This is a genomic window from Microbacterium sp. As-52, assembly GCF_049949185.1.
Taxonomy (GTDB): Bacteria; Actinomycetota; Actinomycetes; order Actinomycetales; family Microbacteriaceae; genus Microbacterium; species Microbacterium maritypicum_A.
The window spans coordinates 2,374,233-2,395,559 of sequence record NZ_CP188171.1 but is presented as its reverse complement, the minus strand read 5'-3'; the positions used below and the strand labels follow the sequence as shown (position 1 = coordinate 2,395,559).

22 protein-coding genes are annotated in these 21,327 nt (G+C 69.2%); 6 read left to right on the top strand and 16 right to left on the bottom strand.

Annotated features, from left to right (window positions below):
* Nucleotides 1-111 precede the first annotated feature (111 nt).
* Nucleotides 112-492: a hypothetical protein gene (locus ACLFA2_RS11490; protein WP_426621341.1), complete on the bottom strand. Its 381-nt coding sequence runs from the start codon at nucleotides 490-492 to the stop codon at nucleotides 112-114.
* Nucleotides 493-625: 133 nt separating this feature from the next.
* Nucleotides 626-1,186, bottom strand: a complete 561-nt coding sequence (locus tag ACLFA2_RS11485; protein WP_021200345.1) for an acyl-CoA thioesterase — start codon at nucleotides 1,184-1,186, stop codon at nucleotides 626-628.
* Nucleotides 1,187-1,317: 131 nt separating this feature from the next.
* On the opposite strand from ACLFA2_RS11485, the gene ACLFA2_RS11480 reads away from it, so the two are divergent.
* The gene (locus ACLFA2_RS11480; RefSeq protein WP_029267742.1) at nucleotides 1,318-1,827 is read left to right on the top strand and encodes a GNAT family N-acetyltransferase; all 510 of its coding nucleotides are present in this window, start codon (nucleotides 1,318-1,320) and stop codon (nucleotides 1,825-1,827) included.
* Between the two features lie 82 nt (nucleotides 1,828-1,909).
* Here the strand turns inward: ACLFA2_RS11480 and ACLFA2_RS11475 are convergent, their stop codons facing one another.
* The 4 genes from ACLFA2_RS11475 to ACLFA2_RS11460 are packed head-to-tail and all read right to left on the bottom strand — an operon-like array spanning nucleotide 1,910 to nucleotide 6,541.
* Nucleotides 1,910-3,061: an acetyl-CoA C-acetyltransferase gene (locus tag ACLFA2_RS11475; RefSeq protein WP_426621340.1), complete on the bottom strand. Its 1,152-nt coding sequence runs from the start codon at nucleotides 3,059-3,061 to the stop codon at nucleotides 1,910-1,912.
* Nucleotides 3,062-3,094: 33 nt separating this feature from the next.
* Nucleotides 3,095-4,789 (bottom strand): cytochrome b/b6 domain-containing protein, encoded by a 1,695-nt coding sequence (locus ACLFA2_RS11470; protein WP_426621339.1) that lies wholly within the window; start codon nucleotides 4,787-4,789, stop codon nucleotides 3,095-3,097.
* A gap of 2 nt (nucleotides 4,790-4,791) precedes the next feature.
* On the bottom strand, nucleotides 4,792-5,763 hold the full coding sequence (locus tag ACLFA2_RS11465; protein ID WP_029267748.1) for an electron transfer flavoprotein subunit alpha/FixB family protein: 972 nt from the start codon (nucleotides 5,761-5,763) through the stop codon (nucleotides 4,792-4,794).
* Nucleotide 5,764: 1 nt separating this feature from the next.
* Nucleotides 5,765-6,541: an electron transfer flavoprotein subunit beta/FixA family protein gene (locus ACLFA2_RS11460; protein WP_021200340.1), complete on the bottom strand. Its 777-nt coding sequence runs from the start codon at nucleotides 6,539-6,541 to the stop codon at nucleotides 5,765-5,767.
* Between the two features lie 139 nt (nucleotides 6,542-6,680).
* On the opposite strand from ACLFA2_RS11460, the gene ACLFA2_RS11455 reads away from it, so the two are divergent.
* From ACLFA2_RS11455 to ACLFA2_RS11445, 3 genes are read left to right on the top strand one after another with little or no spacing between them, the layout of a single operon-like run.
* Complete coding sequence (locus ACLFA2_RS11455) at nucleotides 6,681-7,217, top strand: MarR family winged helix-turn-helix transcriptional regulator (protein ID WP_029267750.1); 537 nt, start codon at nucleotides 6,681-6,683, stop codon at nucleotides 7,215-7,217.
* A gap of 1 nt (nucleotide 7,218) precedes the next feature.
* Nucleotides 7,219-7,689 carry an SRPBCC family protein gene (locus tag ACLFA2_RS11450; protein ID WP_426621338.1) on the top strand — a complete coding sequence of 157 codons (471 nt, stop codon included), beginning with the start codon at nucleotides 7,219-7,221 and terminating at the stop codon, nucleotides 7,687-7,689.
* Nucleotides 7,686-8,129: a YdeI/OmpD-associated family protein gene (locus ACLFA2_RS11445; protein ID WP_426621337.1), complete on the top strand. Its 444-nt coding sequence runs from the start codon at nucleotides 7,686-7,688 to the stop codon at nucleotides 8,127-8,129. The genes ACLFA2_RS11450 and ACLFA2_RS11445 overlap by 4 nt, the downstream gene beginning before the upstream one ends.
* 100 nt (nucleotides 8,130-8,229) lie before the next feature.
* Here ACLFA2_RS11445 and ACLFA2_RS11440 read toward each other — a convergent pair whose 3' ends face one another.
* Genes ACLFA2_RS11440 through ACLFA2_RS11425 form a run of 4 tightly spaced genes read right to left on the bottom strand, consistent with a single transcriptional unit; the run spans nucleotide 8,230 to nucleotide 12,673 of the window.
* Nucleotides 8,230-9,006 (bottom strand): enoyl-CoA hydratase-related protein, encoded by a 777-nt coding sequence (locus tag ACLFA2_RS11440; RefSeq protein ID WP_292764835.1) that lies wholly within the window; start codon nucleotides 9,004-9,006, stop codon nucleotides 8,230-8,232.
* A 28-nt stretch (nucleotides 9,007-9,034) separates the two neighbouring features.
* On the bottom strand, nucleotides 9,035-9,940 hold the full coding sequence (mmsB, locus tag ACLFA2_RS11435) for a 3-hydroxyisobutyrate dehydrogenase (protein WP_426621336.1): 906 nt from the start codon (nucleotides 9,938-9,940) through the stop codon (nucleotides 9,035-9,037).
* Entirely contained in the window at nucleotides 9,937-11,142 is a 1,206-nt protein-coding gene (locus ACLFA2_RS11430; protein WP_029259511.1) for an acyl-CoA dehydrogenase family protein, read from the bottom strand. Before ACLFA2_RS11430 ends, mmsB begins: the two co-directional genes overlap by 4 nt.
* A 28-nt stretch (nucleotides 11,143-11,170) precedes the next feature.
* Complete coding sequence (locus ACLFA2_RS11425) at nucleotides 11,171-12,673, bottom strand: CoA-acylating methylmalonate-semialdehyde dehydrogenase (RefSeq protein WP_029259510.1); 1,503 nt, start codon at nucleotides 12,671-12,673, stop codon at nucleotides 11,171-11,173.
* 417 nt (nucleotides 12,674-13,090) lie between these two features.
* Here ACLFA2_RS11425 and ACLFA2_RS11420 point away from each other — a divergent pair, with 417 nt between their 5' ends.
* Nucleotides 13,091-13,675, top strand: a complete 585-nt coding sequence (locus ACLFA2_RS11420; protein WP_031207567.1) for an antibiotic biosynthesis monooxygenase — start codon at nucleotides 13,091-13,093, stop codon at nucleotides 13,673-13,675.
* Nucleotides 13,676-13,699: 24 nt separating this feature from the next.
* Here the strand turns inward: ACLFA2_RS11420 and ACLFA2_RS11415 are convergent, their stop codons facing one another.
* On the bottom strand, nucleotides 13,700-14,593 hold the full coding sequence (locus ACLFA2_RS11415; RefSeq protein ID WP_029259508.1) for a LysR family transcriptional regulator: 894 nt from the start codon (nucleotides 14,591-14,593) through the stop codon (nucleotides 13,700-13,702).
* 95 nt (nucleotides 14,594-14,688) lie between these two features.
* Here ACLFA2_RS11415 and ACLFA2_RS11410 point away from each other — a divergent pair, with 95 nt between their 5' ends.
* A complete protein-coding gene (locus tag ACLFA2_RS11410; RefSeq protein ID WP_021200330.1) occupies nucleotides 14,689-15,354 on the top strand; it encodes a type 1 glutamine amidotransferase domain-containing protein in 666 nt (221 codons plus the stop codon).
* 40 nt (nucleotides 15,355-15,394) lie between these two features.
* On the opposite strand, the gene ACLFA2_RS11405 is transcribed toward ACLFA2_RS11410, so the two are convergent.
* From ACLFA2_RS11405 to ACLFA2_RS11385, 5 genes are all read right to left on the bottom strand, one after another.
* Nucleotides 15,395-16,882: an MFS transporter gene (locus ACLFA2_RS11405; protein ID WP_347123656.1), complete on the bottom strand. Its 1,488-nt coding sequence runs from the start codon at nucleotides 16,880-16,882 to the stop codon at nucleotides 15,395-15,397.
* A 171-nt stretch (nucleotides 16,883-17,053) separates the two neighbouring features.
* The gene (locus tag ACLFA2_RS11400) at nucleotides 17,054-18,187 is read right to left on the bottom strand and encodes a bifunctional 2-methylcitrate synthase/citrate synthase (protein ID WP_021200328.1); all 1,134 of its coding nucleotides are present in this window, start codon (nucleotides 18,185-18,187) and stop codon (nucleotides 17,054-17,056) included.
* Between the two features lie 2 nt (nucleotides 18,188-18,189).
* Entirely contained in the window at nucleotides 18,190-19,092 is a 903-nt protein-coding gene (gene prpB / locus ACLFA2_RS11395) for a methylisocitrate lyase (RefSeq protein WP_029267764.1), read from the bottom strand.
* Entirely contained in the window at nucleotides 19,092-20,618 is a 1,527-nt protein-coding gene (locus tag ACLFA2_RS11390) for an MmgE/PrpD family protein (protein WP_426621335.1), read from the bottom strand. Before ACLFA2_RS11390 ends, prpB begins: the two co-directional genes overlap by 1 nt.
* Nucleotides 20,615-21,322, bottom strand: a complete 708-nt coding sequence (locus ACLFA2_RS11385; RefSeq protein ID WP_426621334.1) for a GntR family transcriptional regulator — start codon at nucleotides 21,320-21,322, stop codon at nucleotides 20,615-20,617. Before ACLFA2_RS11385 ends, ACLFA2_RS11390 begins: the two co-directional genes overlap by 4 nt.
* Nucleotides 21,323-21,327: the final 5 nt, after the last annotated feature.

Below are 21,327 nucleotides of genomic sequence, written 5' to 3'. Positions count from 1 at the left end.
GGAAGCGCCCCTCCTTCGGCTCTGTGACAGGGAAAGAAGCGGGGTTCTTACGGAAAGCGGAGGAGGAAGATCTCGGGGCGCTCCCCCGGCGGCGAAGCGATCGTGTTCGGATCAGGAGGTTTCGACGAGCGCGGCCTGCGGAATCGGTCGGCCGCGAAACCACCTCCGCGATGGCGGAAGGAACAGCAGCACCGATTGACCGCCGCAGACCAGCACCGCCCAGAGTCCGAACGGCGTCGCGATCAGCAGCGCCATCATCGCCAGCGCCTGCACCACGACGACCCACCGCATCCACGCGGTGCGTCGGGCGAGCCCGATGAGGATCGTCATGTTCGCCAGAAGGCCGAGCAGCACCACGACGCCCCAGAGAATCGACGATGTCCCGTTCGCCGGCGTGGGGAAGGCGCGGAAGAGCCAGACCAGGATGAACCCGGCCGCGATCCACGCCGCGACGAGAGTCGCCGAGAGCAGCATCGGGAGGACGATCGTCACGGGCATCCATTCCCGATCTGCTCGCGGGCGCTCCTGCGGCATGGATCCTCCCGACGTCATCGCGCTCAACCGTGCTCGTCTCGCGCGACACCCACCCTAAGGTCCGCCCGCCCGGGGTGTCGAGAACCGCTGCTCAGCCCCAGACGCTCGGGGCCTTCACCCGCACGGGAGGGAGGGCGGATGCCGCGGCCCAGTCGTGCACCCACGCATCGATCTCCGGCACGCCCTCGGGCTTGCCGACGGCGGCGAACAGCTCTTCGTTGCTGACGGTGCCGCCGGTACGGCGCAACATGCGCGAGCGCACGATCACCCGCGCGTAGATCTCTCCGTCGACGACGGCCCTGTGCTCGAGGAACACCGCCTTGTCGTCGTGCCCGATGAAGCGCGACTGCACCTCGAACCGCTGCCAGAGCTGGAGCGACTTGCGGAACGTGACCGTCTCGCTGGAGACGACCGCGTACCAGCCGCGGTCCTTCATCGCGTCGAACAGCCCGGTGCGTATCAGCAGATCCCAGCGTCCGAGGTCGAAGAGCGACAGATAGCGCCCGTTGTTCATGTGGCGCAGGATGTCGATGTCGGTCGGCAGCGTGGTCAGGTGGATGCTGCTGACCGACGACGCATCGAGAGTCCTCCCCCGCCGCACGCGGCGGCGAGCGCCGAGGATCACCAGGAGGGTCCGCCAGATCACGTTCACGAAGAATGATCGTAGCCAGGCGTGCACGATTCGCGAACATCATTGTGCGAACCCTCCATGCCGACGCATCGGGTGTCATCGAACATCCCCTCGATTTCCTCTTCGTGGACGCCGCGCGTAGAGTCACGAACATGAGCGCCGAAGCCCAGCCTGAAGTCATCGTCCGTCCGGTCCGTGATGTGGATGCGGAAGCCCTCGGTCGCGTGCATGCGCAGTGCTGGCACGAGACCTACGACCACCTGATCAGCAAGGCGGCGCTGGAGAAGGTCTCGCCCCGCCGCATGGCCGAGCTGTGGACGCACTGGGCCTCGCAAGGCCCCGAGTTCAAGATGAACGCCGCGCTCGTCGACGGCGAGATCGTCGGCTTCGTCGGCTCCGGTCCTGCCCGCGACAAGGATGCCCCCGCGTTCCGCGAGCTGTACTTCATCTACCTGCTCGACGCGTGGCACTCGACCGGCATCGGTCAGAAGCTGTTCGACGCGGCCGTCGAGAAGGACGAGCCTCTGTACCTGTGGGTGGCCGAGGACAACCCCCGCGCGCACCGCTTCTACACGCGCAACGGATTCCACCTCGACGGAGCATCGCACACGGAGCCGTTCCTCGGCGAGACGCTGACCGAAGTGCGCTTCGTCCGCCCCTGACACACCGCCGCGCACGCACGCAGAACGGGCCGTCTCCCCTCGGAGGCGGCCCGTTCTCGCTGTCGGTTCCGGTCGCTCCGGCTCAGAGGCGCTCGATGATGGTCACGTTCGCGATGCCGCCACCCTCGCACATCGCCTGCAGGCCGTACCTGCCGCCGGTGCGCTCGAGTTCGTTCAGCATGGTCGTGAGCAGTCTGGTGCCGGTCGCACCGATGGGGTGCCCGAGGGCGATGGCCCCGCCGTTGACGTTGACCTTCTCGTGCGGGGCATCGAGTTCGCGCATCCAGGCGAGCACGACGGGCGCGAAGGCCTCGTTCACCTCGAACAGATCGATGTCGGCGACACCGAGTCCCGCGCGCTCCAGAGCATGCCGGGTCGCCGGGATGGGCGCGGTGAGCATGAGCACCGGACTGGCACCGCGAACGGTCATCCGATGGATGCGCGCGCGGGGCGTGAACCCGTGCTCGCGCATCGCCCGTTCGCTGGCGATGAGCACGGCGCTGGAGGCATCGCTGATCTGCGACGACACGGCAGCGGTGATCCGTCCCCCCTCCCGCAGCGGTGCGAGTCCGGCCATCCGCTCCAGGGTCGTGTCCCGCCGCACCCCCTCGTCGTTGGCGAGGCCGTTCAGGGGCGCGATCTCGTTCGCGAAACGCCCCTCGTCCTGCGCGACGGCCGCGCGACGGTGGCTCTCCAGGGCGAACTGCTCCATCTCCGCACGGGAGATGTCCCATTTCTCGGCGATCATCTCCGCACCGGCGAACTGCGAGATCTCCTGATCGCCGTAGCGCTCGCGCCAGCCGGGAGACTCCGCGTACGGGGTCGTGAAACCGTACTGCTCCCCGACGGTCGCGGCCGCGGTCAAAGGCACCTGCGACATGTTCTGCAGACCGCCCGCGATGACGAGGTCGTTCACACCGCTCATCACGGCCTGCGCCGCGAAGTGCACGGCCTGCTGGCTCGATCCGCACTGACGGTCGATCGTGACGCCGGGCACGTGCTCGGGGAATCCGGCGACCAGAGCGGCGGTGCGTGCGACATTGCCCGACTGCCCGCCGATCGCGTCGATCGCGCCGAGCACGACGTCGTCGATCGCGGCGGGATCGACACCGACGCGGTCGACCAGCGCCCGCAAACTGTGCGCCCCGAGATCAGCGGGATGGATGCCGGAGAGCGATCCCCCACGCCGCCCCACCGGGGAACGGACCGCGTCGATGATGTATGCCTCGACCATGATCTTCCTTCCGTCGCGGGAGACGCGGTGACGTCAGCGGCCCGAGACCTTGCCGAACGCCTTCGCGATGGGCGCGAGCACGAGGGGCCGGGCGGCCACCCAGCCGATCGCGATCACCACGAGCGAGAGGATGAACACCCAGAATCCGGTCCAGGTGACCGCGTCCTGCGAAGCGAACATGTGGTTCAGGTTGCGCAGGAAGCCGGTGAGCATCACGAGAGCGACGTGGGCGATGATGAACGCCACGAAGTAGAGCATGATCGGGAAGTGCAGCGCGCGCGCCCACTCGACCGGGTAGGCCTTCGACAGCTTCTCGGCCTTCTTCGGCCAGAGCCCCGACATGCGGAATCCGGTGATCGCCGCCAGCGGTGCGGCGATGAACACGGTCGCGAAGTAGGCGAGCTGCTGCAGGCTGTTGTAGTTGTTCCAGCCGTTCTCGTGCGGCCAGTCGAACGAGACGTACTGGAGGGCCGCCGACAGCGCGTTCGGGAAGACCTCCCAGCTCGTCGGCACGATGCGCACCCAGTGACCGGTCACGAACAGCAGCACCACGAAGATCACGCCGTTCACGAGCCACAGGATGTCGAGCGACTGGTGGAACCAGAGGTTCAGGCTGATCTTGCCCTTGGCGTTGCCGCGGGGCGTCCAGAAGACGGTCGGCCGCTTCTCGGTACGCACCTGGAGCCCGGAACGGATGATCAGCACCATCAGGAACATGTTGAAGAAGTGCTGCCAGCCGACCCAGGGCGAGAATCCGGGTTCGACCGCGATCCCCGGCTCGTACTCGCCCGGGAAGGCTGCGAGGAAGTCCTGCATGAACGGGAGGCTCAGGAGTGCGCGCACGAACGCGATGGCGGCGCCCGCGAGGACTCCGAGCGCGGCGGCGCCGAACAGCACGGCGATGGCCTGGGGCCACGTCGGACGGCGTCGACCGGTCGCAGCGGCGGGTGCCTCGGCGATGCGACGTGGCGCGCGCCCGTTCCAGACCGTGCGCGTCCACGGCAGCGGGGTCGCGACGTCGGCAATGGCGGGTGCGGTCTCGGCCACGGCCACCGCGGTCACGGGCGCCGCGACGGCGGGGGTGCTCCTCGGCCCGGTGCTCTCAGGAGCGACCGGCGCCGGAGCCACGGGCTCGACGGATGCCGCGACAGCAGGTGCGAGCGGGACGGTGTCTGCGGGGGGCCACGGCTCGCCGCCGACCACGCGGGGCAGGCCGCGACGGACACCGCCTGCGGCAGCGATCGGCGCTTCGGGTGCGCTGACGGCGGGCGAGGGTGCGGGCGAGGGTGCGGTCGAGGCACCAGCCGTCGCCGGTGCGCTCCCGGTCGCCGAAGATGCGGGAACTGCTGCCGCGACGGCCGCTACCGGCTGCGTCGCCTGCGGAGCGGGGGTCGCCACGGCGGCGGCGGGAGCGCCGGCGACCGATGGCGGCCAGGGCTCTCCGCCCGGCACGCGTGGCAGGCCGCGACGGATTCGCGCGGCTCCGGCGGTCGCCGCGGGAGCAGGGCTCCCGGTCGGCGCTGCGGTGGCCACGGCTGCCTGATCCACCGCAACGGCGGAATCGGCGGCGGCGACATCCGGCGTCGCCGCATGCTCGACCTCTGTCGACGTCGGAGCCTCGGGTGCCACGGCAACCGCCGGCTCCTCCACAGCCGCCGCATCAGCGGGGGGCCAGGACTCCCCGCCCGGTACACGCGGCAGACCGCGTCGCAGCATCCGCGTCGCCATGGCTACTTCTTCCGCGCCTCGAGGGCGGCGATCACCTGCGGCACCACCGCGAACACGTCGCCGACGATCCCGAAGTCCGCCACGTCGAAGATCGGCGCCTCGGGGTCCTTGTTGATCGCGACGATGTTCTTCGACGTCTGCATGCCGGCACGATGCTGGATGGCGCCGGATATGCCGAGGGCGACATACAGCTGCGGCGACACCGAGACACCGGTCTGGCCGACCTGATGCGACTGCGGGATGTACCCCGCGTCGACGGCGGCCCTGGAGGCACCCACCGCGGCACCGAGCGCATCGGCGAGCTCTTCGACGAGCACGAACTTCTCCTTCGAGGCGAGACCTCGACCGCCGGAGACCACACGCGTGGCTCCGCGCAGGTCGGGACGGGAGGAGGCGACCTCGACCGCCTCGACCGGACCGGCCGTCGCCGCGACCGCACCGGACGGGGTGACGTCGAGCACCTCGACCGAGTGCGACGGCACGGCCTCGGCGCGCGCGTCCACCGCGCCCTGGCGCACCGTGATCACCGGAGTGCCGAACGTGGGTGCCGAATCGACGAGGTAGGCCCCGCCGTAGACCGAGTGGTGGGCGACGACACCATCGTCATCGCGCGACACTCCGACCGCGTCGACCGACAGTGCGCTCTTCGTGCGCACCGCGAATCGTCCGGCCACGTCGCGTCCGGAGATCGAGTTCGAGATCAGCACGGCGTCGGGGCGCACCTGGGCGGCGGCCGCCTGCAGGGCGTCCACGATCGGCACGGTCAATGCCGTCGGCTCACCGTCGGCGGTCAGCACCACCGATGCACCCGCCGCAGCGGCCTGATCCACCGCGGCCGGACTGCCGCCCACGATCAGCGCGACCGGCGTGCCGATCGTCGAAGCCGCGCCGATGAGCGCCGCCGTGCTGCTCGCGACGTAGCCGGAGGGGTCGACGTCGACGAGGACGAGGATCGGGTTCTCGGAGGATGTCATCTCACACCAGCCTGTTCTGCACGAGGTAGTCGACGAGCTTGTCGGCCGCGTCACCCTCATCGGTGATCTTCACGCCGGCCGCCCGCGGGGGCTTCTCCGACACAGTGGTCATGATGGTGCGCGGAGCGACGGACGGATCCGCCGAAACGTCGAGGTCGGCGAGCGCGAGCACCTCGAGCGGCTTCTTCTTGGCCGCCATGATGCCCTTGAAGTTGGGGAACCGCGCGTCGGGAAGCGCCTCGGTGATCGAGATCACGGCGGGCAGCGGCGCCGAGACCGGCTGGCTGCCGGCATCCGAGCCACGGACGCCCGAGACGCCGTCGGCGGTGATCTCGACCGACGTGAGCGCGGTGGCCTGCGCGAATCCGAGGTGTTCGGCCAACATCGCGGGAATGACGCCGCCGGAACCGTCGGTCGACAGGTTGCCCGTGATCACGAGGTCGGGGGCGCCGCGGCGGATCGCGGCGGCGAGGACCTCGGCGGTGAGACCGAGGTCGGCACCGACGAGCTGCTCGTCGGCGATGTGCACGGCCGAGCCCGCACCGATCGCGAGCGCCCGGCGCACGGATGCGGTCGAGCCCTCCGGAGCCATCGAGACCGCCACCACCTCGGTGCCGTCGTTCTTGTCGGCGTAGCTGAGCGCCACTTCGAGCGCCCGCTCCGTGATCTCGTCGAGGACCACGTCACCCGCCGCACGATCGGCGAGGCCGGTCTCGAGATTCAGCTTGCGATCGCCATAGGTGTCCGGCACCTCTTTGACCAGGACGAAGATCTTCATCGATTGCTCCTCACGACTGCTGCAATTCTAGACCGCGATACTGAGTTCCAGCCCACCTGCGACTGAGACTCATGGATGTCCACAGCGGATGCGTCGCGCGCCGTCGCCGCCCCCGCGCTCGCGCCGCTACCGTAGAGAAATGGCCCGACCCCGTCCGCTCCCCATCGATCCGCTCGCCGAGGCGAAGCGGCAGTGGCTCGCGCACGGCTGGACGGATGCCGCGGACGGCATGGCCCTGGTCACTTCGGTCATGCGGGCCCAGCAGCTGCTGCTCGCCCGTGTCGACGCGGCCCTGAAGCCCTTCGCTCTGAGCTTCGCCCGCTACGAGGTGCTGCGTCTGCTGGCTTTCAGCCGCGCCGGCAGCCTGCCCCTGTCGAGCGTGGTCGCCCGCCTCCAGGTGCACCCGACCACCGTGACGAGCACGGCGGAGCGCCTGGTGCGCGACGGTCTGATCGCGCGTGAGCCGCACCCCCATGACGGACGCGCGGCGCTGCTCGTGCTGACGGAGTCCGGCCGGGAACTGGTCGAGCGCGCCACACAGGCTCTCAACGCCGACGTGTTCGCCGAGCCCGGTCTGAGCCGCGACGACGCCGCCGAGCTCGTCGCGATCGTCGCCCGGCTGCGCAAGGACGCCGGCGACTTCGCCGATCCGCGTCCGCAGCCCGAAGCCCTCTGACATGCCCCGGTTCGCGCTCGAGACGATCATCAGCGCACCTCCTGCCGAGGTGTTCGCCGCATCGCTCGACCCGTCACTGCACGTGAAGAGCATGGCCCGGTTCGGCGAGACCATGGTCGAGGCGCCGGCCGGCGGCGTATTCACCGAGGGGACCACCGCGACCTGGCGGGCACGCCACTTCGGCATCCCCTTCCGCCTGCGCTCGATCGTCTTCGACATCGATCCTCCCCACGCGTTCTCGGATCGGCAGATCTCCGGTCCGTTCGCGGCATTCCTGCACGAACACCGTTTCGAGGAGCATCCGGCCGGCACGCTCATGCACGACACCGTGACCTTCCGCTCGCCGTTCGGCCCGCTCGGCCGAATCGTCGACGCGATGTTCCTCGGCGGGTACATGCGCCGCCTCATCATGGAGCGCAACGCGATTCTCGCCGCGGAATTCGAGGAGCCCGGGCGTACCCTTTCGGCATGAGCGAACTGCGCCTGCACACCGTCCTCACCGGCCGCGGCCCCGCTGCGGCGATCCTCCTCAGCGACGAGCAGGTGGCCTCTCTCGGCGCCGGCAAGGCGTTCCCGGTCGCCGTCACGATCGGTGGACGCACCGCCCGCCTGCGTCTGGCGCGGATGGGCAGCGAGAACATGATCGGTTTCAGCAAGGCCGTGCGCGCCGACCTCGGACTCAAGATCGACCAGGAGATCGACGCCGTGATCCGGGTGGACTCCGCCGAGCGCACGGTCGACGTTCCGGCCGAGCTCGCCGCGGCCCTGGACGCCGACCCCGCGCTGCGCACCGCCTTCGACGCCCTGTCGTACACCGCACGCAAAGAGCACGCGAGGAGCGTGGCCGAAGCGAAGCAGGAGGCGACTCGCGAACGTCGCATCACGAAGATCGTCGACGCGCTCCGCGGCTGACTGCTCCCCGATTCCGGCAGACATCTCGTCAGGCACTCGTCTCGTCAGGCACTCGTCTCATCAGGCACTCGTCTCATCAGGCACTCGTCTCGTCACACGCTCAGCGGTTCTGGAAGTCGGGCGCCCGCTTCTCCCGGAAGGCCGACATGCCCTCCTTCTGGTCCGCGGTGTCGAACAGCGCGGCGAACGCCTGCTTCTCGTGAGCCAGCCCCTCGGCGAGGGTCGTCTCCATCGCGGTATCGAGCGCGGCCTTCGCGGCGTACACCGACGGCAACGACTTGGAAGCGATCGTGTCGGCCAGCGTCGTCGCCTCGGCGAGGAGATCGGATGCCGGCACCACGCGCGACACGAGACCGGAGCGCTCCGCCTCCTCTGCGCCCATGAAGCGCCCCGACAGCACCAGCTCGGCCGCCTTGTAGTATCCGACCGCACGGATCAGGCGCTGCGTACCGCCCATCCCGGGGATCACTCCGAGGTTGATCTCGGGCTGCCCGAACTTGGCGTTGTCGGCCGCGAGGATGATGTCGCACATCATCGCCAGCTCGCATCCCCCGCCCAGGGCGAAGCCGGAGACCGCAGCGATCACGGGTGTGCGCACGGCCGCGAAGTCGTGCCAGACACCGAAGTGATCGGTCTCCAGCATCTGCGCCGCGGACATGCCCTCCATCTCCTTGATGTCGGCACCGGCGGCGAAGGCCTTCTCGGAGCCGGTGACGACGATCGCACCGACGCCCTCGTCCGCATCGAAGGCGAGCGCCGCTGCGGTGACCTCCTCCGCGAGCCGACTATTCAACGCGTTCAGCGCTTCCGGGCGGTTCAGGGTGATCCACCCCACCCGTCCGCGCTGCTCGACCAGGATCGTCTCGTACTCGGTCATGTCGCCCTCTCCGTCGAAGTACCGATCATCACACGCGGTCGTCGCGGATGTCGGTGATGATGCCGGAGAAGTCTCGCGTCGCGCCGTCGCCGGCCGCGAAGACGGCGTAGATCTCCTGGGCGAGCCGGCCCATGCGGGCATCGGTCGAGGTCTGCTCGATCGCCTGCAACGCGAGCCCGAGATCCTTTGCCATCAGCGCGCCGGCGAAGCCCGGCTGGTAGTCGCGATTGGCCGGGCTCGTGGGCACCGGGCCCGGCACGGGGCAGTTTGTGGTGATCGACCAGCACTGGCCCGAGGCCTGCGAGACGACGTCGAAGAGCGCCTGATGCTCGAGTCCGAGCCGCTCCCCCAGCACGAACGCTTCGGCGACCGCGATCTGCGAGACCGCGAGCACCATGTTGTTGCAGACCTTGGCCGCCTGTCCGAGTCCGGGACCGCCGCAGTGCACGATGCGCTTTCCCATGAGCTCGAGCAGCGGCAACGCCGCGGCGAAGTCCTCGTCCGAGCCGCCGACCATAAACGCGAGCGTGCCGTTCTCCGCGCCGACCACGCCGCCCGACACCGGAGCGTCGACGTTGCGGTGACCGGCGGCGAGCGCGAGAGCGTGTGCAGCGCGCGCTTCGTCGACGGCGATCGTGGAGGATTCGATGAAGAGGGTGCCGGGTCGGGCCGCCGCCAGCAGTTCCGTGCGATAGGCCTCGATGACGTGCTTTCCGGCGGGGAACATCGTGATGACGACGTCGGCCTCGGACACCGCGTCCGCGCCGCTCGGGGCCACGCGGATGCCGGCCACCCGCGCCGCCTCGACGGCGGCGGGGACGAGGTCGAAGCCGTGCACCTCGTGACCGGCTTCGACGAGGTTCTTCGCCATCGGCAGTCCCATGTGGCCCAGGCCGAGGAACGCGACGACCGCCGTCGACGAGGAGGCGTTCATGATGCGCTCCGCGTCTGATCCCCGCCGCTGCGCTGGACCGACGCGGAACCCGCAGGTCGCAGCATCTCGCGTCCGACGATCAGTCGCATGATCTCGTTCGTCCCTTCCAGGATCTGGTGCACGCGCAGATCGCGGACCACCTTCTCGATCCCGTAGTCCTGCAGGTAGCCGTAGCCGCCGTGCAGCTGGAGGGCGCGGTTGGCGACGTCGAACCCGGCATCGGTCGCGAAGCGCTTGGCCATGGCGCAGCGCATCGTCGCATCGGGAGCGTGCTCGTCGACCGCCTGCGCGCCGTCACGCACCATGAGGCGTGCGGCGTGCAGGTCGGTGCGCATGTCGGCGATCGCGAACAGGATCGACTGCTTCTCGGCCAACGGCTCTCCGAACGCCATCCGCTCGTGCACGTACTGCACGGCCTTGTCGAGCGCCCACTGCGCGCCGCCCAGCGAGCAGGCGGCGATGTTGAGCCGTCCGCCGTTGAGCGCCGACATCGCGATCGCGAAGCCGCGGCCCTCATCACCGAGCATGGCGGACGCCGGAACCCGGACACCGTCGAGGATCACCTGACGGGTGGGCTGAGCGTGCCAGCCCATCTTCTTCTCCGGTGCGCCGAAGCTCAGCGCTTCGGAATCGCCCGGGACGAGGAACGCGCTGATGCCGCGTGCTCCCGGCTCCCCCGTGCGCGCCATCACGACGTAGACGGCGGCCTCCCCGGCTCCGGAGATGAACTGCTTCACCCCGGTGAGCACGAAATGGTCGCCGTCGCGCACCGCGCTGGTCGCGATGTTCGCGGCATCCGACCCCGCGCCCGGCTCGGTGAGGCAGTAGCCGCCGAACTCGGACATGGCGGTGAGCTTCGGCAGCCATTCGCCGCGCTGTGTGTCGTCGCCGTAGGTGTCGATCATCCAGACCACCATGTTGTGGATGGAGATGTAGGCCGCGACGGCGGGGTCGCCCTTCGCGAGCTCCTCGAAGATCGCCACGGTGTCGAGGCGGCTGAGGCCGCTGCCACCGAACTCCTCGTCGACGTAGATGCCGCCGAGGCCGAGCTCGCCGGCACGGTTCAGCGACTCCCTCGGGAACAGGTGCTTCTCATCGCGTTCGGCGGCGTAGGGGGCGAGCTCGGTCTCGGCGAACTCGCGGACGGCGCCGATGATCGCCTCGCGCTCCTCGGCGGTGGTGGTGACGGTGGTCATGGTCATCGTGATTCCTTGTGGGAGGTGTCCGGGGCTAGTGCATGGTCGGGATGACGAAGCTGGCTCCATCGCGGATGCCTGCCGCGGGCCACCGGCTCGTCACCGTCTTGGTCTTCGTGTAGAACCGGAAGGCGTCGGTTCCGTGCTGGTTAAGGTCGCCGAATCCGCTGCGCTTCCAGCCGCCGAACGTGTAGTACGCGATCGGGACCGGGATCGGCACGTTCACGCCGACCATCCCGACCTCGACACGGGCCGCGAAGTCGCGGGCGGCGTCACCGTCGCGCGTGAAGATCGCGACGCCGTTGCCGTACTCGTGCTCCGAGGCCATCCGCAGCGCCTCCTCGTAGTCGGCGGCGCGGGCGATCACCAGGACAGGGCCGAAGATCTCCTCGCGGTAGATCGCCATGTCGGTGGTGACGTGGTCGAACAGCGTCGGGCCGAGGTAGAAGCCCTCCTCATGCCCGTCGACCGTGAAGCCCCGGCCGTCGGCGAGGAGCGTCGCCCCCTCGTCGACCCCCTGCTGGATGTAGCCTTCGACCCGTTCGACGGCGGCTCGCGTGACCAGGGGCCCGTAGTCGACGTCGGGTGCGAGAGAGGGGCCGACCCGGAGCTGGGCGACACGTTCGGTGAGCTTGGCCGCGAGGGCGTCCGCCGTCTCCTGCCCCACCGGCACCGCGACCGAGATGGCCATGCAGCGCTCACCCGCCGAGCCGTAGCCGGAGCCGATCAGTGCGTCGACAGCCTGGTCGAGGTCGGCATCGGGCATCACGATCATGTGGTTCTTCGCTCCGCCGAAGCACTGCGCCCGCTTGCCGTGGGCTGCGGCCGTCGCGTAGATGTACTCGGCGATCGGGGTCGAACCGACGAAGCCGACCGCGCGGATGCGGTCGTCCGTGAGCAGGGTGTCGACGGCCTCCTTGTCGCCGTGGACCACGTTGAGGACGCCGGCGGGGAGGCCCGCCTCGAGGAACAGCTCGGCGATGCGCACCGGCACCGAGGGATCGCGCTCGCTGGGCTTGAGCACCACCGCATTGCCGGCGGCGAGAGCGGGCCCCGCCTTCCACAGCGGGATCATCGCGGGGAAGTTGAAGGGGGTGATCGCGGCGACGACCCCGAGCGGCTGGCGCATCGAGTAGACGTCGATGCCGGTTCCGGCGCCGGTGGAGTACTCGCCCTTGAGCAGGTGCGGAGCGCCGGCGGAGAATTCGATGACCTCGAGACCCCGCTGGATGTCGCCCTTCGCGTCGTCGACCGTCTTGCCGTGCTCGCTCGCGAGCAGCTCGGCCAGCGACGTCATCTCCTGCTGCACCAGGTCGAGGAACCGCAACAGCACACGAGCGCGCTTCTGCGGATTGGTCGCCGCCCATGCGACCTGCGCCTCTTCGGCGTTCGCGATCACGCGACGCACCTCGTCGGCCGAGGCCAGGGGCACACGGGCCTGCACTGCTCCGGTGCTCGGATCGAACACGTCGGCGAAGCGACCCGAGTCGGGAGTGAGAAGCGATCCGCCCACGAAGTGCGGGATAGTACGAGTCATTGTGTGACATCCCTCCGTGCCGTCGTTGGCACATTGGAGAGTTTACTCGGAGTACCAGATATTTACTAGGACATCCTTGTATCTGCCGATGCGCGCCGCTCGGCTCGTGATCGAGGTTGTTCGCGTCTCGTTCACCACCGCGTCATCTCGCCCGGGTACAACTGCAGGTGCGCGGACAGAGACTCAGACCGGATCGGGTGTCACGTCTACCGCGCGCACGGTGAGCGCTCTCGCTCCCGTCGCGGCTCCCACGCCGCGAGACCCCCGCCGAATCGGGTCGGCGGGGGTCCTCCTCGTTCGGGCGGCGACGGCCTGGACCACGCCGCATCCGAATTAGAATCGACGGTGCGCTGCCACCCCTGGCGCATCCGCTCCGGCGTCCTCACCCCGGACGCCCGTTCCCCCGAGGACCGCACCATGTCCGAACCCCTCACCGTGTCCATCCGCCGCGAAGTCGACCCCGAGCGCATCGTCGAGGCGACCGCCTGGGTGCAGACGGGGGTGAACCTCGCGACGAAGTATCCGGGCTTCCTCGGCTCGGGCTGGGTGCGCGCCGGCGAGGACTCGCAGGTCTGGCACATGCTCTACCGCTTCGCGAGCGAGGATTCGCTCACCGCCTGGGAGCAGTCGGCCGAGCGGGCATGGTGGTTGTCGATGGGCGAGGGCTTCGTGCGCAGCGAGCGCTCCAAGCGTCGCACCGGAATCGAGGGGTGGTTCGACGAGCCGACGACCGGGACGATCACGCTCCCCGCGTCCGACGGCAGCACCGAGACCGTCACGGTCGCGCCCGCTCCGCCGCGCTGGAAGCAGGCCACCTCGATCTGGCTCGGTTTCTTCCCCGTGAACCTGGCCTTCACCTACGCGATGAGCCCTGTGCCGGGCTGGAACGAGCTGCCGATCTGGCTGCGCGTGCTCGTCACCACTCTCGTGCTCACGCCGATCATGGCCTACTGGGTGCTGCCGTTCGTGACCCGTTCGCTGCGGAGCTGGCTCACCCGCTGAGGCGCCGCACCTCTTCCGCATCCGTCACGCGACGGCTGCCCGCAGCGCCCGATCGATCTCGGCCACCGCAGCCGTGAGCGGACCTGGCCGGCGCACCAGGTAGAGGGTGTTGATCGGCGGATCGTCGGTCTCGCGCAGCACGACCAGCCGACCGTCGGCGAGCTCCTCGGCGATCAGATAGGTCGGCAGCACCGTGATTCCCGCTCCGGCGACGGCTGCGGCGGCGAGCGCCCGGAGGTCGGACACGATCAGCGCGGGCTCGCGCTCGAGTCGAATGCCGAACGCATGCCGCCAGTACCGCCGCAGGATCGGTACGTCGTGGGCGTAGGCGAGAAGGGGGACGGTGTCGAGGTCGCCCGGTGCGAGCGCGGACGAAGGAGCGAGACCGAGGGAAGGGGCCGCGACGAGCACGAAGTCCTCATCGACGAGGGCCGCAGAAGGAAGGGCGCGGCCCTTCGGTCGGACGGCGGAGATCACGAGGTCGAGGCTTCCGGCACGGAGCTGATCGAGCAGGTCTTCCGCGAGCCCCGCGGCGACCGTGATCCGTTGCCCCTCCGCGATCATCGACGCCAGCGCGGGCATCAGCACCCGCTCGACGAACTCCGCTGCGCCGCCGATTCGCATCGGGGGCGCCTCGGTCGGCGACGGGCTTCCGAGGGCGAGGGCGAGCGCGTCGAGCGGACCGGACAGGCGCGCAGCCAGGTCATCGGCGCGAGGGGTCGGGAGGATCCCCCGCGCGTGACGGACGAAGAGAGGCTCCCCGATGCTCCGCTCCAGAGCCTGCAGCTGCGTCGTCACCGAGGACTGGGCGACTCCCAGCGTGCGCGCCGCCGCCGACACGGACCCGGAGCGGTGCGCGGCGAGGAAGGTGCGCCACAGTGCGAGGTCACGCAACCCATCGCCATTCCGATCACTCATATCGGAAATCTATCGGAATCGGATGCGAGAGCTGTCCGTTGTCCTCGATATCGCATCCTGCACGGCGTCTGCCGTCCGACCCCTCTGGAGCACGCATGTCCTCTGTTCTCTTCGTCGTCACCGCCGCCCGCACCTGGACCCTCACCGACGGCACCGCGCACCCGACCGGTTACTGGGCCGAGGAGCTGCTCACTCCCTATCGCGCGCTGCGCGACGCGGGTCACTCGGTGTCGTTCGCGACCCCGGGCGGCGTCGCCCCCGTCGCCGATGCGTCCAGCCTCTCCGAGGGCGACGCCGAAGCGATCGCCGCGATCCATCAGCTCGCCGCCCCGCTGATCCTGGCCGACGTCGACCCCGCGGACTACGACGCCGTCTACTACCCCGGCGGGCACGGTCCGATGCAGGACCTCGCGGTCGACGAGGACTCGGCCGCGCTGATCACGGCGACGCTCGCCGCCGGCCGCCCGCTCGCGGCCGTCTGCCACGGACTGGCCGCCCTGCTTCCTGCCCGCACCGCAGCCGGAGAATCGGTCGTGGCCGGACGCCGCATCACCGGGTTCACCGATGAGGAGGAGCGCATCGGCGGCCTCGCCGACCGCGCACCCTTCCTGCTCGAGAGCGAACTGCGGGCACGGGGCGCCGAGCTCGACATCGCCGCCCCGTGGAGCGACAACACCGTGATCGACGGCCTGCTCATCACCGGTCAGAACCCGCAGTCATCGGCATCCGCCGCCCGCGCGCTCATCGCGGCGCTCTCCTGAGCCGTCGCCGGCGCCGCGATCATCGCGGCGCCGGTTCTGCTCAGGCCCCCGATTCCCTGCCGCTCGTCTTCGCCTTCCCTCCGGACTCCACCAGCGAGAGCGGATCCGCGATGTCTTCCAGCGACTTCCCCGCGGCGCTGACCCCGAAGACCCCGCAGACGATACCTCCGAACATCATGATCGCCGCGCCGAGCACGTAGCCCCAGAACAGCGGACCCCGGTCCCCGCTCTCGGCGCTCTGACCGATCAGGGCGCCGTAGAGCACCGGCGCGATCGCTCCGACCAGCTGCCCGATCGAGAAGATGTACGAGATGACCTGGCTCCGGAGCTCCAGCGGGAAGATCTCGCTGACCGTCAGGTAGGCCGCGGAGGCGCCGGCCGAGGCGAAGAAGAACGAGGCGCACCAGAATGCCGTGTGCGTCGCGGCGTTGAGCACTCCGGCGTTGAACAGGAAGGCGCTCACGAGAAGGATGAGGCCGGCGAGCATGTACGTGCCGAACAGCATCCGCCGCCGACCCCAGGTGTCGAAGAAGTGCCCGAGGATGAGCGCGCCGGCGAGGTTTCCGACCGCGAACACGATGAAGTACTGCGATGCCGACGCCGGCGGGGTGTCGTAGAAGTTCTCGAGCACCAGCGCGTACGTGAAGAAGATCGCGTTGTAGAGGAACGACTGCGTCACCATCATCGTGATGCCCACCAGGGTGCGCCGCGGGTATTTGCGGAACAGCACCTTCGCGATGACGAGGAACGGGACACGGCCGTACTCCTTGACCGTGATCGCCTTGCTCTCGTCGACCGGCGGGATCGTCTTCCCCTCCTTGCGGATGCGCTCCTCGATCTCGTCGACATTGCGCTCCGCCGCTTCCTCGCGCCCGTGGGTCATCTGCCATCTCGGGCTCTCCGGGATGTGTCGGCGCATCCAGATGAGCAGAATCCCGAGAACCGGACCGAGGAAGAAGCTGAGTCGCCAGCCGATGTCCTCAGGGAGGATGTCGGTGTTCAGGAAGAACACGTTCGCCACGGCGCCGAGCGCCGCGCCGCCCCAATAGGTGCCGTTGATCGCGATGTCGACGCGGCCCCGGTACTTCGCCGGGATGATCTCGTCGATCGCCGAGTTGATCGCCGCATACTCGCCGCCGATGCCGGCACCCGCGACGAACCGCCAGATGTAGAAGAACCAGGGCGCGAAGGCGAGACCGGCCACCGCGGATCCGACGAGGTACACCGCGAGCGAGACGAGGAACAGCTTCTTGCGTCCGAGGCGATCGGTGAGGCGTCCGAAGAAGAGCGCTCCGAACACCTGCCCGAGCAGGTAGCACGTACCGGCGAGTCCCACCTCGGCCGGTCCCATCCCGAGCGTCGCGGCGTAGCCGTTGGCGGCGACGATCTGCACTTCGAGGCCGTCGAGGATCCACGAGAATCCGAGTCCCACGACGATCAGCCAGTGGAATCGAGACCAGGGCAGCCGGTCCATGCGTGCGGGGACGAGCGAGCGGACCTCCTTGACGGTGGTGTCGGATGCGGACATGGACCCTCCTTCGTCCGGGACGCGCGTTCGTCCCGGATACGGTCTTACTCCCGTCGCGCTCCCCGGCGCATCCGCTTGACCCCGGGCTGCCAGCACGCTACAGCCCCGAATCGCGCGAATGGCTCCATCCCGGGTGGAGATGGAGCCATTCAGGCGATGGGAACGCGGAGCTCAGGCGGAGACGTGCCGCTCGTCCGGGCCGTCGTAGAAGGACAGCGGACGGATGAGCGCGTTCGATCCGGCCTGCTCGATCACGTGAGCCGTCCACCCCGTCACCCGCGCCGCGACGAACAGCGGCGTGAAGGTCAGGGTGTCGAAGCCGATCAGGTTGTACGCGGGCCCTGAGGGGTAGTCGAGGTTCGGGTAGATGCCCTTGCGCGCGACGAACTCCGACTCGAGCACATCGTAGAGAGCGGCGACCTCGGGGCGGTCGTAGTGCTCCACGAGGGTGTCGAGCGCGGCCTTCATGGTCGGCACCCGAGAGTCGCCCTTCTTGTAGACGCGGTGCCCGAAGCCCATGATCTTGCGCTTCTCGGCGAGCGCTTTGTCGAGCCACGGCACCACGTTGTCGGCCGTGCCGATGTCATCGAAGATGTGCAGCACGGCTTCGTTGGCGCCACCATGCAGCGGGCCCTTGAGAGCGCCGATCGCACCGACCACCGCCGAGTAGATGTCGCTCAGGGTCGAGGTGATCACGCGCGCGGTGAACGTCGAGGCGTTGAAGGAGTGCTCGGCGTACAGGATCATAGAGCGGTTGAAGGCGTCGACCACCACGTCGTCCGCTTCTTCGCCGAAGGTCATCCAGAGGAAGTTCGCCGAGTAGTCGAGGTCGTCGCGCGGCGCGATGAGCTCCTGTCCACGACGGCGACGCTGACCGTAGGCGACGATCGCCGGGAGGGCGGCGAACAGGCGGATGCTCCGCTCGAGGTTCTGCTCCGGACTGCCGCCTGCATCGAGCACGGAGCCGCCGGCACCGGGATCGGAGGCACCGATCAGGCTGACCGCGGTGCGCACTTCGTCCATCGGGTGCGCGTCCAACGGCACCAGATCGATCGCGGTCTTGACGTTGTCGGCCAGCGCACGGTGCTTCCGCTCCTCCAACCGGAACGCCGCGAGCTCCTCGGGCGTGGGCAGCTCACCGTTCCACAACAGGTACGCGACGGCTTCGAACGGCTGCGTGTCGGCCAGCTCCTGCACCGGGTAGCCGCGGTACAGCAGGCTGTTCGTCTCGGGGTTGACCTTCGAGATCGCGGTCGTGTCGACGACGACTCCCGCGAGGCCCTTCTTGATGTCCGGCTCGGTCATGGTCACTCCTTCGTGATGGTGAAGTTGAAGACGCCGGAGTCGAAGTGGTTGTACGACTCGTAGTCGATCAGATCGTAGAGATCGGCGCGATGCTGCATCTCGCCGAGCTTCGAGGTCAGATGCCCCTCCTCGTTCAGAGTATCCAGTGCGCGGCCCGCAGCCCCCATCGAGATGCGCAGCAGCGACACCGGCCAGATGACCAGGTTCACTCCCGCGTCGCGCAGCTGGTCGACCGAGAAGAGCTCGCTCTTGCCGAACTCGGTCATGTTCGCCAGGATCGGCACGTCGAGCGCCTCGGCCATGGCCTCGAACTCGGCGAGCGTGCGCATCGCCTCGGGGAACACCGCGTCGGCACCGGCATCCACCAGGGCCTTCGCGCGGTCGATCGCCGCGTCCAGCCCCTCGACCGCCCGGATGTCGGTGCGCGCCATGATGAGGAAGTTCTCGTCACGACGGGCGTCGGCGGCGGCACGGATGCGCTTGATCGCGGTGTTCTCGTCGACCACGGCCTTGCCGTCGAGGTGGCCGCAGCGCTTCGGGTTGATCTGGTCCTCGATGTGCGTGCCGGCCAGGCCCGCGTCCTCGAGCTCCTGGATCGTGCGGGCGACGTTCATCGGCTCGCCGAAGCCGGTGTCGGCGTCGACGATCGCGGGGAGGTCGGTCATGCGGGCGATCTGCTTCGCGCGTCCGGCGACCTCGGTCAGCGTAGTCAGACCGATGTCGGGCAGTCCCAGGTCGGCGGAGAGCACGGCGCCGGAGATGTAGACGCCGTCGAAGCCCTTCTGCTCGATCAGGCGGGCGCTCAGGGGGTTGAACGCGCCGGGGAAGCGCAGCAGTTCACCGCTCGCGAGCCGCTCACGGAACAGCCGCCGCTTCTCGGCGGGGGTGACGGTGGAGTACAGCATCAGAACAGTCCTGCCGGCGTGGGTGCGGCCTCGAGCAGGCCGGGCTTCGCGACGATCGACAGCTCACCGACCTCGGCAGCCGTCAGCTCGGGCAGACGCTGCACGAGGGCGAGGAACCGCTCGATCTCGGCCGGCTCGAGCACGGGCTCTGCCAGCAGACGGAACTTCGCGATGTAGTTCTCGCGGGCGAACGGGCGTGCTCCCAGCGGGTGCGCGTCGGCCACGGCGATCTCGTCGACCACTGTCGAGCCGTCGGTCAGGCGGATCTCGACGCGACCGCCGAACGCCTTCTCTGCCGGGTCCTCCGAGTGATAGCGGCGGGTCCACTCCGCGTCTTCGGCGGTGGTGATCTTGTGCCACAGCGCGACGGTATCGGCGCGGCCCGCGCGCTCGGGGGCGTAGGAGTCGACGTGGTGCCACCCGCCATCCTGCAGCGCCACCGCGAAGATGTACGGCACCGAGTGGTCGAGCGTCTCGCGCGAAGCGGTCGGGTCGTACTTCTGCGGGTCGTTCGCGCCGGAGCCGATCACGTTGTGGGTGTGGTGGCTGGTGTGGATCACGATCTGATCGATGTTCGCGGGGTCGCGCAGCGCCGGGTTCTCGATGCCGAGCTTGCGGGCGAGGTCGATGAGCGCCTGCGCCTGGTATTCGGCCGAGTGCTCCTTCGTGTACGAGTCGAGGATCGCGCGCTTGGGCTCGCCGGCGGCGGGCAACGACACGTCGTACGCCGCGTCCTTGCCGTCGAGCATCCAGGCGATCACACCGTCTTCGCCCTCATAGATCGGGGCGGGACTGGTCTGTCCGCGCATCGCCCGGTCGGCGGCTTCGACGGCCATCTTGCCGGCGAAGGCCGGAGCGTGCGCCTTCCAGGTCGAGATCTCGCCCTTGCGGCTCTGACGCGTCGCGGTCGTGGTGTGCAGCGCCTGGCCGACGGCCTGGTAGATGGTCTCGACGTCGAGTCCGAGGAGGGTGCCGATGCCGGCCGCGGCAGACGGGCCGAGGTGGGCGACGTGATCGATCTTGTGCTTGTGCAGGCAGATCGCGCGCACCAGGTCCATCTGGATCTCGTAGCCGGTGGCGATGCCGCGCACGAGCGCCCGGCCGTCCTTGCCGGTGTGCTGTGCGACCGCGAGGATCGGCGGAATGTTGTCGCCGGGGTGCGAGTACTCCGCCGCGAGGAAGGTGTCGTGATAGTCGAGCTCGCGCACGGCCACACCGTTGGCCCAGGCCGCCCACTCGGGGCTGGTGCGGTGGTCGAGGGCGGCACCGAAGAGGTTCGCTCCGACGCCGCCGGTGGAGACAGGATGGCTGAACGCCTGCGCGCGGGCCGCGTTGATCGGGGCGCGGGTGAGGGAGGCCGCCGCCACCGAGGCGTTGTCGATGATGCGGTTGATGATCATGTCGACGACGTCCTGCTCGACCTCGACCTGATCGGCGGCGACCTGGGCGATCTTCCAGGCGAGCTGGTCTTCCCTGGCGAGGTTCTCGTCGCTGCGGTGCACGCGGACGTGGTGGGTGACAGTCATTTCTTATCCTTCACTGGTGCGGGGGTCGACGGTGGTGCGGGGGTCGACGGTGGTGCGGGGTCGAGCGAATCGAGGATGCCGGCGAGCGCGTTGTGCAGGTGCACATGCGTGGCGTGGGCGGCGAGGTCGCCGTCGCGCGCGGCGAGCGCCTCGGCGATGGTGCGGTGCTCTGCGGCGGAGGCGGCGAGGCGGGCGGGCTTGTCCCGGGCCATCCGACGCACGCGCACGAGGTGCGTGCGCACGGTGCGCAGCGCCGAGGCGATGTAGTCGTTGGCGACGGCCGCATCGAGCGCGGCATCGAAGCGGGCGATCAGGGCGTAGTACGCGTCGCGTCCCTCGACGGCGTCGAGATCGACGTGTGCGAACTCGTCCGCGAGTGCCGCGAAGAGCTGCGCGTCTCCTCTGGCGGCGGCGAGACGGGCGGAGCTCTCCTCGAGGGCGCGGCGGATCTCGAAGAGGGAACGAATGTCGTCGGCATCGAGACCCGCCACCACAGTGACCCGCGGCGACTGCTGCACGACGAGCCCGTCGGCGATGAGGCGCCGGAGCGCTTCGCGCATCGGCGTGCGGCTGACGCCCAGCCGCTCGGCCTGCTCGACCTCGCCGAGCACGACGCCGGCTGCCAGCGTGCCGGACTGGATGTCGTCGAGCAGGGCCGCGTACGCACGATCACTCGCGGAGGTGCGTTCGACGGCGATGGTCATGCCCT